This is a genomic window from Pseudoalteromonas sp. C8, from assembly GCF_011378685.1.
Lineage (GTDB): Bacteria > Pseudomonadota > Gammaproteobacteria > Enterobacterales > Alteromonadaceae > Pseudoalteromonas > Pseudoalteromonas arctica.
Genome location: NZ_WTKT01000001.1, coordinates 357,423 through 372,495 on the forward strand (window position 1 = coordinate 357,423; position 15,073 = coordinate 372,495).

15 protein-coding genes are annotated in these 15,073 nt (G+C 40.3%); 9 read left to right on the top strand and 6 right to left on the bottom strand.

All coding sequences use genetic code 11. The features are described 5' to 3' along the window. Positions 1 to 57: 57 nt before the first annotated feature. On the top strand, positions 58 to 2,175 hold the full coding sequence (locus GQR39_RS01685) for a TonB-dependent receptor (protein WP_180961370.1): 2,118 nt from the start codon (positions 58 to 60) through the stop codon (positions 2,173 to 2,175). Between the two features lie 183 nt (positions 2,176 to 2,358). On the opposite strand, the gene epmA is transcribed toward GQR39_RS01685, so the two are convergent. Both epmA and efp read right to left on the bottom strand, forming a co-directional pair. Further along, complete coding sequence (gene epmA / locus GQR39_RS01690) at positions 2,359 to 3,333, bottom strand: elongation factor P--(R)-beta-lysine ligase (protein WP_165734643.1); 975 nt, start codon at positions 3,331 to 3,333, stop codon at positions 2,359 to 2,361. A gap of 56 nt (positions 3,334 to 3,389) precedes the next feature. Next, positions 3,390 to 3,956, bottom strand: a complete 567-nt coding sequence (gene efp, locus GQR39_RS01695) for an elongation factor P (protein WP_010555265.1) — start codon at positions 3,954 to 3,956, stop codon at positions 3,390 to 3,392. A 41-nt stretch (positions 3,957 to 3,997) separates the two neighbouring features. Here efp and epmB point away from each other — a divergent pair, with 41 nt between their 5' ends. Further along, the gene (epmB, locus tag GQR39_RS01700; RefSeq protein ID WP_165734684.1) at positions 3,998 to 5,011 is read left to right on the top strand and encodes an EF-P beta-lysylation protein EpmB; all 1,014 of its coding nucleotides are present in this window, start codon (positions 3,998 to 4,000) and stop codon (positions 5,009 to 5,011) included. Here epmB and GQR39_RS01705 read toward each other — a convergent pair. Continuing rightward, on the bottom strand, positions 5,008 to 5,217 hold the full coding sequence (locus GQR39_RS01705) for a hypothetical protein (protein ID WP_002960797.1): 210 nt from the start codon (positions 5,215 to 5,217) through the stop codon (positions 5,008 to 5,010). The two genes, epmB and GQR39_RS01705, sit on opposite strands and share 4 nt — an antisense overlap. A 71-nt stretch (positions 5,218 to 5,288) precedes the next feature. Between GQR39_RS01705 and GQR39_RS01710 the strand changes: the two genes are divergently transcribed. Then, on the top strand, positions 5,289 to 5,579 hold the full coding sequence (locus GQR39_RS01710) for a hypothetical protein (protein ID WP_007585044.1): 291 nt from the start codon (positions 5,289 to 5,291) through the stop codon (positions 5,577 to 5,579). A gap of 47 nt (positions 5,580 to 5,626) precedes the next feature. On the opposite strand, the gene GQR39_RS01715 is transcribed toward GQR39_RS01710, so the two are convergent. Continuing rightward, positions 5,627 to 6,118 carry a DUF3016 domain-containing protein gene (locus GQR39_RS01715; RefSeq protein ID WP_010555263.1) on the bottom strand — a complete coding sequence of 164 codons (492 nt, stop codon included), beginning with the start codon at positions 6,116 to 6,118 and terminating at the stop codon, positions 5,627 to 5,629. Positions 6,119 to 6,397: 279 nt separating this feature from the next. On the opposite strand from GQR39_RS01715, the gene galE reads away from it, so the two are divergent. Continuing rightward, on the top strand, positions 6,398 to 7,414 hold the full coding sequence (gene galE, locus GQR39_RS01720; protein ID WP_024589785.1) for a UDP-glucose 4-epimerase GalE: 1,017 nt from the start codon (positions 6,398 to 6,400) through the stop codon (positions 7,412 to 7,414). Positions 7,415 to 8,340: 926 nt separating this feature from the next. On the opposite strand, the gene GQR39_RS01725 is transcribed toward galE, so the two are convergent. Both GQR39_RS01725 and GQR39_RS01730 read right to left on the bottom strand, forming a co-directional pair. Next, a complete protein-coding gene (locus tag GQR39_RS01725; RefSeq protein WP_007585050.1) occupies positions 8,341 to 9,021 on the bottom strand; it encodes a Fe2+-dependent dioxygenase in 681 nt (226 codons plus the stop codon). A gap of 77 nt (positions 9,022 to 9,098) precedes the next feature. Next, positions 9,099 to 11,279 (bottom strand): TonB-dependent siderophore receptor, encoded by a 2,181-nt coding sequence (locus tag GQR39_RS01730; protein ID WP_165724767.1) that lies wholly within the window; start codon positions 11,277 to 11,279, stop codon positions 9,099 to 9,101. A gap of 217 nt (positions 11,280 to 11,496) precedes the next feature. On the opposite strand from GQR39_RS01730, the gene GQR39_RS01735 reads away from it, so the two are divergent. From GQR39_RS01735 to GQR39_RS01755, 5 genes are read left to right on the top strand one after another with little or no spacing between them, the layout of a single operon-like run. After that, positions 11,497 to 12,270 (top strand): DUF3450 family protein, encoded by a 774-nt coding sequence (locus GQR39_RS01735; protein WP_165734644.1) that lies wholly within the window; start codon positions 11,497 to 11,499, stop codon positions 12,268 to 12,270. After that, positions 12,270 to 13,619, top strand: coding sequence for a MotA/TolQ/ExbB proton channel family protein (locus GQR39_RS01740; protein WP_165734645.1), 1,350 nt, complete (start codon positions 12,270 to 12,272; stop codon positions 13,617 to 13,619). The genes GQR39_RS01735 and GQR39_RS01740 overlap by 1 nt, the downstream gene beginning before the upstream one ends. Further along, entirely contained in the window at positions 13,612 to 13,992 is a 381-nt protein-coding gene (locus GQR39_RS01745) for a MotA/TolQ/ExbB proton channel family protein (protein ID WP_165734646.1), read from the top strand. The genes GQR39_RS01740 and GQR39_RS01745 overlap by 8 nt, the downstream gene beginning before the upstream one ends. A gap of 4 nt (positions 13,993 to 13,996) precedes the next feature. Then, complete coding sequence (locus GQR39_RS01750; RefSeq protein WP_010555259.1) at positions 13,997 to 14,401, top strand: biopolymer transporter ExbD; 405 nt, start codon at positions 13,997 to 13,999, stop codon at positions 14,399 to 14,401. Between the two features lies 1 nt (position 14,402). Continuing rightward, positions 14,403 to 15,059 (top strand): energy transducer TonB, encoded by a 657-nt coding sequence (locus GQR39_RS01755; RefSeq protein WP_165734647.1) that lies wholly within the window; start codon positions 14,403 to 14,405, stop codon positions 15,057 to 15,059. Positions 15,060 to 15,073 lie beyond the last annotated feature (14 nt).

Below are 15,073 nucleotides of genomic sequence, written 5' to 3' on the forward strand. Positions count from 1 at the left end.
AATTGCCGCGTTTATAGCACATGTGTTTAAATAATTGCTACCATACGAGTCCCTAAAATGGAGTTAAGTAACCCAATGAACTTACGTTTGTCTTTAATTACTGCCGCACTTTTACCGCTGCTTGGTGCACCAATTGCAGCTAACGCTGATGATAGCGACCTAGAAAGAATTGTTGTAACCGGCGATTTTCAGCGCGAAAGCATTCAAACTTTAAGCGCGAGTGCGAGCTTATTCAGCGAAGATGAAATTAATCAACGTGGTGCAAGTTACTTAGACGAAATGTTAGGCAGTACCGCCAATGTAAATTTTGCATCTGGTGCGTCGCGCGGTCGTTATATTCAAATTCGTGGCGTGGGACTTCGTTCACAATTTGTAGATCCTATTAATCCATCTGTAGGCTTAGTAATTGATGGTATTAACTATTCTGGCCTTGGTGGCAGCTCATTATTATTTGATATAGACCAAGTAGAAATTTACCGTGGTCCACAAGGTACACGCTTTGGCGCAGACGGTATGGCCGGTATGATCCAAATGGGTTCAGCTAAAGCCACGAGCGATCCAAGTTTAAAATTACAAGTAGGTGCTGGCACATACAACACCCGCGAAGCAGGCATTGCAGCAAGCACAGGCTTAACAGATGACACTAGCGCACGCGTTAGCTACTTTCGCAGAAAGTCAGACGGTTACGTAGATAACTTGTACTTAAATGACGAAACACAAAATCAAGACGAACAAGTAGCCCGCTTTAAAATAAACAGTCAGCTTACAAAGCATTTAAATACTGAATTAAACCTTCACTATATTGACATAAACAATGGTTACGATGCGTTTACGCTTGATAACAGCCGCAATAGTGTTGCCGATGAACCAGGCCAAGATAATCAAGAAAGCTACGCTATAGGTGTCAAGAATACTTACACGGGTTTTGACGCTTTTGATGTAAATCTAAACCTGTCGGCTATTGATACCGAATTACTTTACAGCTTTGACGAAGACTGGGTATGTAACGATACAAGTGAGCCAAAGTTATGTGCTGCTGGCTTACATCCAGATGGATACAGCTCAACTGATTTATACAGCCGCGATCGCGACGATCAGTCTGTAGATTTACAGTTTAATTCTAAAACGGGTAACTGGGTTGCGGGTATTTATTACCAAAACCGTGACGTTGATTTAGAGCGCCAATACACATGGTTAGCAAGCCCGTTTTCTTCAACTTACGAAACGAGTAACGTTGCAGTATATGGTCAAGTAGCGACTCCAATTGGCCCTAAAACAACATTAATTACAGGTTTACGTGTAGAGCAATACCAAGGCGACTACACCGATAGCAATGGCTTTATACAAGACACCGACGACGTAATGGTTGGCGGTAAAATAGCACTTGAATATCAAGTGATTGATCGCACTATGATCTACACCAGCATTACGCGTGGCTACAAAGCTGGCGGTATTAACTCAGAAGCGCTTGCTAAAGCCAAAGATGAAGGCTTAAACCTAAGCGCTGATTTTTTCCAGCAACACACCAGTTTCGACCCTGAATATTTATGGAGTGGCGAATTTGGTGTTAAAGGCTCATCGCTTGATGACAAATTTACGCTTCGCTTAGCTGCATTTTACATGCACCGCGACGATATTCAGTTAAAAGCATGGCAAGTAGAAGGTCAGCAATTTACCGGTTATGTTGATAACGCAAGTTCTGGTAGCAACTACGGATTAGAAGTTGAAGGTAGTTACCAACTAACTGATAATCTATTTTTAACGGGTAGTGCTGGTTACTTAAACACTGAAATAGATGACTTTGTAACGCAGTCTGGCTTAAACCAAGACGGTCGTGAGCAAGCACAGTCACCTAAATACCAGTATGCGTTTACTGCTCGCTATAACTTTACAAGTGAGCTTTACGGTATGATTGGTGTTGAAGGTAAGGACGACTACTACTTCTCAGATAGTCATAACTCACAGGCACCAAGCAGCAACTTAGTTAACTTAAGCTTTGGCTACGAAGCAGACATGTGGGCAGTTCGCGCGTGGGCTCGTAACGTGTTTGACGAGACAGTCCCTACACGTGGTTTTGAGTTTGGTAACGATCCACAAGATGGTTACGCAACGCATACCTACACACAATTAGGTGAGCCTCGTGTTGCAGGTGTTACGTTTACACTTAATCTGTAAAGCACAGCCGTTGGCTTTCAAATGAAAGCTACAGCAAGCAAATAAAAACACCGCGTTTAAATTAAACGCGGTGTTTTTATTTGTAGGTGAGGTTTTATACCTCGCTTTTTATAAAGTTAAATTACACGAGCGCGAAATAAATTCGCACCTACAAATATTCCACCTACGCCTACAAGCCAAGCATCACGCTCTTTGAACATCAAACGCTATTACGTCTTTAATTTTTTCTTTATTTGTTGCGAGCATTACCAACCTATCAATCCCCAGAGCAACTCCTGCGCATTGTGGTAATCCATGTTCTAGCGCTTTAATTAAACGTGTATCCATTGGTACTTGCTTTAAACCGTTGTTAGCGCGGTATGTGTTATCTTCATTAAAACGTTTAGCTTGCTCACTGGCATTTGTGAGTTCGTTAAAGCCGTTAGCCAATTCCATATTTTTGTAATAAAGCTCAAAGCGCCCTGCTACGCGTGCATCATGTTCACAAATTTGTGCAAGTGCCGCTTGAGAAGCTGGAAAATGATAAACAAAACACGGTTTTTCTTGTCCTATTGTTGGCTCCACTTTCATACAAAATAATAATTGCAGTAAGGTATCTTTATGCGTTTCATTTTGGGCTATATCAGCAAACCCCTGCTTACACGCTAGTTGCTTTAATTGCTCTATGCTTGCTGTTAAAGGATCGAGGCCGAGTGCTTGTTCAAACGCTTGCTGATAAGTAAGTCTAGTTGCAGGCTCGACACCTAAAACAAGTTGCATTAACTCATCCATTTCATCCATAAGTGTAAATTCATCAAAGCCTGGGCGATACCATTCCAGCATAGTAAATTCAGGATTATGATGGCTACCCGCTTCTTCATTTCTAAATGCTTTACAAAGCTGAAAAATAGCGCCTGAGCCTGCTGCTAACAAGCGTTTCATGGCAAACTCTGGAGATGTTTGTAAAAACAGAGGAAGCCCACCAGCATGCCCTGGGCCCACAAATGTGGTATTAAAACTAGCTAAGTGCACATCGGTTACACTGGCAGCACTTAAGCTTGGCGTTTCTACTTCTAAAACATCACGTACATAAAAAAATTCACGGATGCTACGTAATATCGATGCGCGTTGTTTTAGTGTTTCAATGCTTGCGCTTGGGGCCCAAAGATCTGCTGACATATTTTCTCCAAAAAAAATCCCAGCGTAAGCTGGGATTTTATAAACAATGTTAAAGCTTACTTAACACGGCTTACGTATTCACCGTTACGAGTGTCTACTTTAATTACTTCGCCAATTTGTACGAATAATGGAACTCGTACCACAGCGCCTGTGCTAAGCGTTGCTGGTTTACCACCAGTACCCGCTGTATCGCCTTTAAGGCCAGGATCAGTTTCAGTGATCTCAAGCTCAACAAAGTTAGGTGGTGTAACAGCAATAGGGCTGCCGTTCCATAATGTAATTGTGCATAAATCATTTTCAACTAACCATTTTACTGAATCGCCTAGTGCTTTTTCGTCAGCAGCAATTTGCTCAAATGTTTCGTTGTTCATGAAATGCCAAAATTCGCCGTCTGTGTATAGATACGCTAAATCTGTATCCATTACATCAGCACCTTCAACTGATTCACCCGATTTAAAGGTTTTTTCAAGCACCTTACCAGAGATAAGTTTACGGATACGAACACGGTTAAACGCCTGACCTTTACCAGGTTTTACCATTTCATTTTCTAAGATACTGCAAGGCTCGCCGTCCATCATAATTTTTAGGCCGCCCTTGAACTCGTTGGTGCTATAATTCGCCATCGTTTCCTCTATTTATATTTTTTCGAGTAATCTACATGCCAATGATACAAAGAAATGAAGCAAATTTGCATAAAAACTGGCAAAAAGAATTAGCAAATGTAGTTACCTGCCCAAAAACCTTGCTTGAAATGGTCGGTTTATCGAGCCAAGTCCATGAAAAGGACCTAAAAGCCCGTAGTTTATTTCCGGTACGCGTGCCTATCCCTTTTATAAAAAAAATACGCAAAGGCGATCCAAACGATCCTCTTTTGCTACAAGTTATGCCACGCCATCAAGAATTTTTGACTAAATCGGGTTTTAATAAGGATCCCCTACTTGAGCAAGATAACGACCAACCAGGCGTTTTACATAAGTACAAATCGCGTGTTTTAGTGATGTTTAAAACCGGCTGTGCTGTAAATTGTCGTTATTGCTTTAGAAGGCATTTTCCGTATCAAGAAAACCAACTCAATAAAAAAAGTCTGCTAGAAACACTGAGCTATATAAAATCAGATACCAATATAAACGAAGTGATTTTAAGTGGTGGCGATCCACTGATGGCCAAAGACGATGCAATAAGCTGGTTTTTGGATGAGCTTGAGCAATTACCACAAATAAAACGAATGCGAATTCATAGCCGTCTGCCAGTAGTTATACCGGCGCGAGTTACCGATGAGTTATGTGAGAGATTAGCAAAATCGCCATTAAAAATTATTTTTATTAATCACATAAACCACGCCAACGAAATAGACGCTGATTTTAAAGCTGCCATGCAAAAGCTTAAACAAGCAAACGTAACGCTTCTAAACCAAGCTGTAATTTTAAAAGATGTGAACGATACGCTCGATGCGCAAATAAATTTAAGCGAAGCGTTATTTGACGCAGACGTATTGCCGTATTATTTGTATTTGCTAGATAAAGTTGAAGGGGCGAGCCACTTTGATATTAATGAAGCGCAAGCAATTGAAATAATGGCAGAGCTATTAAAAGCTCTGCCTGGATTTTTAGTGCCTAAATTAGTAAGAGAAATCGGTGGTCAAAAAAGCAAAACACCTATCGATCTTAAGCTAATTTAAACGTATATATTTACGTTGTTACCCAATGATGCAGTTACCGATTTAGCCGGTGTTTGCGCACTTGACGATTGTGCAGCACCTTCAATAAGTGCAAGAGCCGCCGCGCCATCTGCTAACTGCTGCTTTTTAGATAAAGCAGCGCTGTAAAGCTCACTGCCTTGGCCTGAGCCAGAAACAGCAGGTAAACTTGTGCCTGATATATTCATATAACAAACCTGACTTTTAAATGTAATCCAAGTATTATGTCGGCAATGCAGTGCAAAGCTTTAGGAAAACCATGGATTCTATTATTGAACAACTCAATGCCAACTTAAAAATTGTTTACCGTCAGGCACTTGATGCTGACAAAAAACTCGACGAGCTTCAACAGCAAGGTCACGGTAAGTTTAAAGCCTTATTTACTGCCGATTCAGGCTTTAGCTTTGAAGCTAAACGTTTTAAGCCTTACGTACTCGACGTAGCCGCTGATGTTGAAAGCTTATCTAACGATGGTTTTGAAGAAGAAAAACTGAAAACAACCGTTATTAAGTTACAACAAATACTCACGTTGTTAGCTACTTTTAAGTAAAGCTTAAAAATAAAAATGCCGCTATTTAGCGGCATTTTTATTTTCAGTTAATCTAAACTTGGTAATATTTGTTCACCAAACCACTCTGTTAGTAAGCGTTTTTCGTAATAAAATGATTCGTCGCGGCCCATTTTAATTTTATCCATAAAGCCCATATCTTTAAGCTCCACATCAGTATCTTTACTTAGCACTGTACCGTCGTTATCGGTTAACGAATAATTTAGCTTAATGCGTGGAAAATAAATTGGTTTTACTACACGAATTTCGTCCATACCGCCATAACGCACATCACCTGCTAAATCTAAATCTGTAAACTCTACGTTTAATTTATAATCTTTTGGCAATTGCTCGGCTAGTTTAGCCATATGCTTTTCGAAACTTGCTGCCACACTTTTGTGATATGAGCTCTTTGTTTGGTTTGACGCTCGCACATCACGATAATCATTAAAGTCATGCCATTTAACAACAGACTCACCAGCATGGGCAAGCGCTGGTAATGCGATACACATTGTTGTTGCTATTTTTTTAACTAAATTCATATCTTTCTCCAAAGAGGTAGACCAATCACAAAAGTGTAGATTGGAGTAAACCTAGCATTAGCTATTACTAGACTCATTTTAGCACTTGTTTATTAACTATAACTTAATCTTACGTATAAAGTGTTACTTGTACTGAGTAAAATGTAATCAAAAGTGATTAATTTACCGTTATTAAAAAAAGATGTTATTTAAACTATAGAAATTACAGATAAAGCATGTAAATCACCTCTATTTATGGTGAAATTAACTCAATTGATAAAAGGTACCCACGGAGCTTTCATGACTATTTTAGTAACCGGTGGCGCTGGCTATATTGGCTCGCACACTGTTTTAGAACTTTTACAGCAAGGTAACGATGTTGTTGTTATTGATAATTTAAGTAACTCATCACAAGAATCACTTGCGCGCGTAAAGAATATTACAGGCAAAGAGGCCACTTTTTACCAAGGCGATATTCTCGATAAACCCTTTTTAGATTCAGTATTTGCAAAACACACGGTTGATAGTGTTATACATTTTGCGGGCTTAAAATCAGTAGGCGAGTCGGTTGCAAAGCCCATTGAGTACTATCAAAACAATGTACAAGGTACGCTTACGCTTGTTGATGCAATGCGCGATGCTGGTGTATTTAAATTAGTATTTAGCTCGTCAGCCACAGTATACGGCGACCCTGCAAGCTTACCAATTAAAGAAGACTTTCCTGTAGGCGGTACTACTAACCCGTACGGCACATCTAAGCTGATGGTTGAGATGATGCTACAAGATATCGCCAAATCAGATGAGCGCTTTGCGTTTGCTATTTTGCGTTACTTTAACCCAGTGGGTGCACATGAGTCGGGCTTAATTGGTGAAGATCCTAATGGTATTCCAAATAACCTTTTACCGTTTATCGCACAAGTAGCGGTAGGTAAATTAAAGCAGCTCGCTGTATTTGGTGATGACTACGACACAGTTGATGGCACAGGTGTACGCGACTATATACACGTTGTAGATTTAGCTATTGGCCACTTAAAAGCGCTTGATAAAATTGCCAGCAGTACGGGTGCATTAGTTTATAACCTAGGTACTGGTAACGGTTACTCTGTACTACAAATGGTTAATGCATTTATTAAAGCAAGCGATCAGGCTGTACCTTATCAGGTTTCACCTCGTCGCCCCGGTGATATTGCAGCGTGTTATGCAGCGCCAGAAAAAGCACTTAATGAACTTGGCTGGGAAGCAGTGCGCGGTATTGATGAAATGATGCAAGATACATGGCGTTGGCAGTCAAATAACCCTAACGGTTATAAGGGATAAGTAAAACAAGCTCCGCGCTTACAATAAGTGCGCGGTATAAAACCGCGCCTACAGAGTATTTTAAATACCGAGTTCAATTTTATAGCTGTGTTGTAGGCGTAGAGCGCAGCTTTTAATATTTAAAACTGATTGTTACTTACTTTTGGCTTCTCTAAAGCGCAGCGCCCTCTTAGCCTCTTTGTGAATAAATTACTTAAAATCTTTTTGCACAAAGAGAAGTAAAAGAGGAGTAAATGATAAGACACCAAAGCATATAAATTACGAGCTTCGCTCGTCACGCCAGCAAGCAAGCAGCGCGTCTACAAGTAATTTAACCACAGCGTAAATTTTGGCTGTAGGCGTTTAGCTTGCTCACGCGAAAAGCGCAGCTTTTAATTATTAAAACTGATTGTTACCTACTCTTGGCTTCTCTAAAGCGCAGCGCCCTCTTAGCCTCTTTGTGAATAAATTACTTAAAATCTTTTTGCACAAAGAGAAGAAAAAGAGGAGTAAATGAGAAGACACCAAAGCATATAAATTACGAGCTTCGCTCGTCACGCCAGCAAGCAAGCAGCGCGTCTACAAGTAATTTAACCACAGCGTAAATTTTGGCTGTAGGCGTTTAGCTTGCTCACGCGAAAAGCGCAGCTTTTAATTATTAAAACTGATTGTTACCTACTCTTGGCTTCTCTAAAGCGCAGCGCCCTCTTAGCCTCTTTGTGAATAAATTACTTAAAATCTTTTTGCACAAAGAGAAGAAAAAGAGGAGTAAATGAGAAGAGACCAAAACATAGAAATTACGAGCTTCGCTCGTCACGCCAGCAAGCTGCGCGTCTACAAGTAATTTCAGCACAGCGTTAAGTTTTGGCTGTAGGCGTAGAGCTTGCTCACGCGAAAAGCGCAGCTTTTAATTACTTATATCCAATATTTAATAACGAGTATCTTCGTTATGTCTGCGCCCACTGTCTTAGCAAGTTATGATAAACCCCTGTTAATTGAATAATCTCTGGGCTATCTTCTACTTTGCTGCGCAAACTTTGAATCGACATATCTAAATCAAAGAGTAAACCACGTTTTTCGTCGCTGTTTACCATGCTCTGTAACCAAAAGAATGAGGCTAATCTGCGCCCACTTGTTACTGGCATTACACGATGTAAACTCGTTGAAGGGTACAACACCATACTGCCTGCTGGCAGCTTTACGCTGTGTGAGCCATAAGTGTCTTCAATAACAAGTTCACCGCCCTCATAGTCTTCGGGGTCATTAATAAATAACGTCATTGATACATCTGTACGAATTTTTACTGGCGTACCCGGCACTTGTCTAATCGCATTATCTACATGCACACCAAACGATTGCCCACCTTGATAACAGTTAAAAAGCGGAGGAAAAATTTTTGCGGGGAGCGCTGCCGACATAAACAAATTACTACGCGCAAGTGCTGCCATAATAATGTCGCCAAGCTCTTGGCATTCAGGGCTATTTTCAGGTAGCTGTAAGTTATTTTTTGCTTTGGTTGATTGATGCCCTGCGGTAATACTGCCATCGGCCCACTGCGCTTTAAGCAAAACCTCATGACAATACGCCACTTCTTCTTTCGTTAGTAGCTCTGGAATTTTAACTAGCATGTGCGCCCTCTCACATTTTCATCAAATAATTAAGGGCAGAGTTAACTCTGCCCTTTTATGCCGTACTTATTTTACTCTTAGAAAGAGTAGCTCGCTGTTAAGCTAAACTTACGACCATCACCTGGTACAAAGTGTCCACCACCTAACTGATCAACGTAATCTTTATCACCTAGGTTTTCACCATTAAACTGCAGACTCAAATCTTTTGATATGTCATACGCAACCATCAGGTCAAAAATAGTATAACCTGGCGCACGAGAGCGTGTTGACGTAGTCCCGTTGTAACGCTCACCTACATATTGCGCACCTAAACCAAACGATAATTTATCCGACATATCGTACGTAGTCCAAACACTCGCGCTATTTTTAGGCGTACGTGCAAGCTCGTTACCAATTTGAGTTGCGTCGTCGCCTAATGCTTTAGTTACTTCGCTATCTTGGTAAGTGTATGAAGCAATTACAGTCCACTCTTTAGTAATTAGCCCAGTTGCTGAAAGCTCTAAACCTTGTACGCGCTGTTCACCACCGAGTATTTCATCACTTGAGCTATCTGCAAATGGGTCATCAGTACGGGCATTGGTTTTTTCAGTACGGAAAAGTGCAGCATTAGTTTGCAGGCGACCATCCATTAGGCTCCATTTAGTTCCTAATTCATAACTACGGCTTTCTTCTGCGTCTAAATCAGCTGCATTTGAACGCGTAGATACCGTTAAGCTTTCCGCTGATGGATTGAATGAATTACCTGCGCCTAAATATACACTGCCGTTCTCTGTAGGTTTATAAACTACAGCTGCATTCCAGCTAAATAAATCGTCACTTGTAGAAATTAAAGCGCTTGGATCATTATAATCGTTGTGATAATCCGTAGTGAAGCTATCAAAGCGAATTCCACCTGTAACTTCCCATTGCTTGTTAAGCGTTACTGTATCAAATGCATAAATAGCTTGGTTTTTAGCTTTAGCCTCAATGCTTGTACCGTCACGGCCGTACACACCCGTAAATGCAATTGTTGCATCAGGGTTGTATAAGTCGTTACGTATTCCATCTTCAATTAGGTTATCAGGCGTAGTGGCAACAAAGTTATGGCGTGTAAACGTTTCATTTGCAAGTTCAACACCCACTACAACATCGTGAGTAAAGCCAGCAAATTCATAGTTACCAATTAAATCAACTTGAAGTGCAGCCAATGAATTTTCAGTATCACGTGTTTTTTCATCTGCAAAGGTAATGTCAGTGTCTGTTGTAACCGAGAAATAACGCGGTGCAGTTGTTACTGATTCACGCTTAACTTTACCTAAACGACCTTGCACACGTAACGTCGTATTTTGAGAAAAATCATACTCATAACGAGCTGTTGTTGAGTAAGCTTCAATATCTTCGTAATCACGGTAAATATTACCGTAAAAGTTATCAAAGTCGACAGGAGAAGGTGAGCGTGCACTATCTGCAAGTTCAGCTACTGGCGTATCACTGTAAACCCAAGGAATACCATAATCTGGTAAATTGTCTTGGCGTTGATACTCTAGGTTTAAATCAAAACGGCTGTTTGTACCAAGCCCTGTTGCAAATGCAAGCGCAACAGCATTTGTTTCGTTTTCAACATGATCACGACCTGCAACATCACCTTTATCAGTAAGAAGATTGATACGTAGTGCGCTTGTGTCGTTTACTTGAATGTTAGTATCAAAACGACCACGGTAATCGTTTTCTGTACCTAAACGTAGAGAAACGTCGTTAAAGTTGTCTAACTTCGCCTTTTTACTTTCTAAATTAACACTACCACCTGTTGCGCCACGACCAGAAACTGCAGAGCCTGGGCCTTTTGCAACTTCAACGGCTTCAATGTTGTAAATATCACGTGTGTAACCTGCAACATCACGAATACCATCTACAAAAATATCATTTGTAGCACTAAAACCACGAATCGACATGCTATCGCCAGTAGGTGAGCCGCCCTCACCTGCTGCTAAAGAAATACCTGAAACATTACGCAAAGCATCACGTAGGCTATCTACGTTTCTATCTTTCATTACCGCTTGGTTGATTACTGTTACAGTTTTAGCTGTATCGAGTAGCGGTTGAGTGTATTTATGCGACGTTGATTTTTCAACAACATAGCTAGACTCAGTTTTAGTTTCTGCTTTAGTTACCGATAGTTCTTGAACATCCTGTGCACTTGCCCAAGTTGAAAGCGTTGCCGTAACAACCGCTGCAATTGGCTTTATGTAGGCATTCCCTTTATTCGATGGCTTACTCATGGTTACTCCGTAGTTTTTATTAAGCACTTAACTATTGTTAATTTAAGGTACATATTTAATTTCGGCGAAATCCTACCATTCAAACAACGCAATGTAAACGATAACTGTTATCAATTGCATTGTTATGTAAATTCCTATATTGTATACACACTCAAAAATTAACAGTAATTACGTCCCTGTAATTGCTTGTCGTAACTTTCAGGATTGTTGTTAAGTAATGCGAAGCTTAATTAAACCAATTAGCGTAGTTATCGCGCTTTGTAGCACCATGGCAGTAAAGGCCGACACTGTTAGTGAGCTAGAACAACTCGTTAATAAATGGCTACAAATAGAAAATCAAAACACAGAATTAAATACTCATTGGCTTGAACAAAAAAGCAGCATGGAGCAAACCTTAACGCTTCTAAATGCTGAGCAGCAGCAACTTAGCGAGCTTAATCAGCGTAGAAAAAAAAGCACCAGTGAGCTTGCCCAAAAACGCGAACAACTTGTTACTAAGCAATCAGAACTTGAAAATGATCAACAGCAATTAAATGATCAACTAGCACGTATTTCTCAGCAATTACTTTCATTACAAGTGCAACTCCCCCCGCCACTTTTAAGTAGTTGGAAAAACACTGGTGATTTAAGCGACTCACAGCTCAGTACAACTGACAGACTACAAACAGCGCTAAAAATGCTGACTCTACTTAATGATTTTCAACAACGTATTTCAATTCACGAAATGGCTATTAAGCATCCTGACGGGCAAGAAGTGTGGGTAAAGCAGCTTTATTTAGGTGCAGCACAAGCATGGTTTGTAAGCGAAGACTTAAGTTACGTAGGTATTGGTTTTCCAAGTGACTTAGGTTGGCAGTGGGAATTTGACTCAAGCATTAATGCAGAACAAGTTGCACTGGGTATTGCTGTACAGCAAAAAAAGCGCGCTGCTGATTGGGTAACACTCCCAATATTAAGTTATGTAAATAAAAACCAGCAAGGGGCTAAATAATGGCTACTAACAGCATAATTAAAGTATTTAGCGCCACAGTTTTACTTTTAAGTGCAAACATTTCTTTTGCAGCTAGCAGTGATGATGCTAAACAAAGTATTTTAAGTGATATTAAAACAGCGCAACGTACTCTAAATAAAACTCAAAATAGTATTTCAAAAGAGCAAGCTACCCTTGCAAAGCAAATTTTTACCAAGCAGCAATCGCTCAGTAAATTACGCGAACAAGCCGCAGTTAATCGCCGCCTAGCTGACGAAAACACATTAAGCCTCGATCAGTTACAAACCCGATTAGATACTTGGCAACAGCAACAGCAATATCAATTAAACTTACTTAGCCGTTTTGTGCGCCAAAATACCAGCAATAGTGCCGCTAATAGTGCAGGCAATGGTTCAGGCAATAACAACGCGGCTAATAATCAAAACGAGTTATTAAGTCACGTTATATCGCAAATTAATAATCAAGAGCAGGCACTTTATCCACAGTTTAAAAAGCAATCGGTTGTGCTAAGTAATGGAGAGTTAAGCCAAGCTAATACCCTTCAAATCGGGCCTGTTGCATGGTTTAGTACGCAAACACCTAAGCTTATGGGGTTATTAAATTTGGATGATGAATCTAATGCATTAAAAGTAGCGTTAGTGCAATCTACAAGTGACGACAACCCACTCGATAATACTTTAAAGCAAAACGGTGTAGGCTCAACATTACTTACTTTTGATCCTAGTTTAACGCACTTAGTAACTAGCCAAGCCCAACAAGAAAGTCCGCTTGAACACCTAGAAAAAGGTGGCTTGTGGGCTATCCCTATTATTTTATTTGCCTGCTTTGCACTAACCATTGCGCTATTAAAAGCCGCGCAACTACTGCGTTTAAGTAAAATTAAAATGCACTCTCAAATGCAATTAAAACAATTTTTTAAAGCTGAAAATAGCAATGAATTTGCAGGCATGCAGCAGCAGTTATTTAACTTAACGCTGCAAAGTGAAAAAGGCCAAGTACGAGACGATCAATTATTTAACCAGTTAATTCACGATAAGCATAAACTCGATAACTTTATTGGTGCTATTGCCGTTACGGCTGCAGTAGCTCCACTACTTGGCTTGTTAGGTACTGTTAGCGGCATGATCGAAACATTTAAAATGATGACCTTGTTTGGCTCAGGTGACCCAGAAGTTGTATCGGGCGGTATTGCACAAGCACTTATAACAACTGAATTAGGTTTAGTCGTTGCCATCCCTGCATTGGTATTAAATGCATTGCTATCACGTAAAGCAAAAGCGTACTACAGCCAACTAGAAGGCTTTGCATTACAGCTTAGTCAACTAGAAAAAGGAGAAACCAATGTTTGAGAAAATCGTTAGTAACCCTATTTGCTGGTGTATTCTTTTACTCGCTTTATTTGTATACCAGTTAATTTTTCATGACTTGCTGCACCTTAAACAATACCAAGCGCAGCGTAGAGGTTATTGGCAAGAGGTTAGCTCTATTTTAACTGCCGCTCTTCCCCTACTTGGTTTATTAGGTACTATTGTTGGTTTGCTTGATACATTTAAAGTAATGGCGCTGGGCCATAACGAGTTAATGAGTGACGCCATTGGTGATGCATTACTAACAACTCAATTGGGCCTTGTCTGCGCTATTCCTGCGTGGTTAATGCAAGCTTACTTAGCGTATTCGCAGCGTAATCCTAAATTACATACGTTAAGTAAGCAGTTAGGGTAACACTATGCAATCACGTTTAAAGCACAAGTTAGAGCAAGAAGCGGGACAACATATCGATATGTCGCCGCTACTTGATGTAGTATTTATATTGCTAATATTTTTTATTGTTACAACCGTATTTGTACGCGAAAGCGGAGTTGAGGTTGATAAACCACAAGCCGTATCGGCCAGTCGTCTTGAGCAGCAAGTTATATTTTTAGCAATAACCGACTCTCAACAAGTATTTTTTGATGGTAGCCAAATTGGTGTTGCTGGTGTACGTAGTAGTGTCGAGCAAATGTTAAAACAGCAACAACGCCCTGTGGTTATTCAAGCTGATAAAACAGTACCTACTGAGTTACTTGTTCAAGTAATTGACGAAGCAAAGCTGGCAGGCGCGGCGCAAGTTAACTTAGCTACGAAGCAATAATATGCACACGATTGACTCGCTTCAAAAAACAAAAAACAATCGCCATCCACTTTTTGCATTTGGCCTTAGCCTCATTGTACTTAGTGCTGCATTACTACTTTTATGGCTTGGACAACTTGCAGAGCATCATATACAAGACAAAGTCGTTGTACGTGAGATTGCCATGGTGGCACTGCCACCTCCGCCACCTCCATCAATATCACAACAGCAAACAAGTGAGCCAATGCAAAGCTTAGCGGTAGAAGGTGCCGGCGCGTCTATTCAAGCCGTTAAAATTAAGATCAACAGCAATTTAAGTATTGTAAAACCCGATACACCTAGCGTAAAAGTAAGCGCGCCACAATGGCAATCAATGAGTGTAAATTGGGATGCATTTAGCTTAAATCAACTCGATGGTCTCCCCACTTTGCTTACTCCCGTCAAGGCCGTTTTACCAAAAAGCTTAACCCGCCGAGGTGTTGATGTATTTACTGTAAAACTCGATGTATTTATTGATGAAAGTGGCAAGGTAAGTTTAATTGAGGTAGTACAAAATCCTTACCCTGAACTTAAACCAGCTATCGACAAAATTATTAAACAAAGCCGCTTTAGTGCACCTAAAAAAGAAGGTGAAACCGTACGCGCTCGCTTTATTTGGCCAATCGAATTTAAACCTTAAGCCTATTAAAATGA

Excerpts from the sequence above, each read along its gene's own strand:
- GQR39_RS01685 (WP_180961370.1), top strand. The coding sequence starts at position 58 with ATGGAGTTAAGTAACCCAATGAACTTACGTTTGTCTTTAATTACTGCC.
- epmA (WP_165734643.1), bottom strand. The coding sequence starts at position 3,333 with ATGTCAGCAGATCTTTGGGCCCCAAGCGCAAGCATTGAAACACTAAAA.
- efp (WP_010555265.1), bottom strand. The coding sequence starts at position 3,956 with ATGGCGAATTATAGCACCAACGAGTTCAAGGGCGGCCTAAAAATTATG.
- epmB (WP_165734684.1), top strand. The coding sequence starts at position 3,998 with ATGATACAAAGAAATGAAGCAAATTTGCATAAAAACTGGCAAAAAGAA.
- GQR39_RS01705 (WP_002960797.1), bottom strand. The coding sequence starts at position 5,217 with ATGAATATATCAGGCACAAGTTTACCTGCTGTTTCTGGCTCAGGCCAA.
- GQR39_RS01710 (WP_007585044.1), top strand. The coding sequence starts at position 5,289 with ATGGATTCTATTATTGAACAACTCAATGCCAACTTAAAAATTGTTTAC.
- GQR39_RS01715 (WP_010555263.1), bottom strand. The coding sequence starts at position 6,118 with ATGAATTTAGTTAAAAAAATAGCAACAACAATGTGTATCGCATTACCA.
- galE (WP_024589785.1), top strand. The coding sequence starts at position 6,398 with ATGACTATTTTAGTAACCGGTGGCGCTGGCTATATTGGCTCGCACACT.
- GQR39_RS01725 (WP_007585050.1), bottom strand. The coding sequence starts at position 9,021 with ATGCTAGTTAAAATTCCAGAGCTACTAACGAAAGAAGAAGTGGCGTAT.
- GQR39_RS01730 (WP_165724767.1), bottom strand. The coding sequence starts at position 11,279 with ATGAGTAAGCCATCGAATAAAGGGAATGCCTACATAAAGCCAATTGCA.
- GQR39_RS01735 (WP_165734644.1), top strand. The coding sequence starts at position 11,497 with ATGCGAAGCTTAATTAAACCAATTAGCGTAGTTATCGCGCTTTGTAGC.
- GQR39_RS01740 (WP_165734645.1), top strand. The coding sequence starts at position 12,270 with ATGGCTACTAACAGCATAATTAAAGTATTTAGCGCCACAGTTTTACTT.
- GQR39_RS01745 (WP_165734646.1), top strand. The coding sequence starts at position 13,612 with ATGTTTGAGAAAATCGTTAGTAACCCTATTTGCTGGTGTATTCTTTTA.
- GQR39_RS01750 (WP_010555259.1), top strand. The coding sequence starts at position 13,997 with ATGCAATCACGTTTAAAGCACAAGTTAGAGCAAGAAGCGGGACAACAT.
- GQR39_RS01755 (WP_165734647.1), top strand. The coding sequence starts at position 14,403 with ATGCACACGATTGACTCGCTTCAAAAAACAAAAAACAATCGCCATCCA.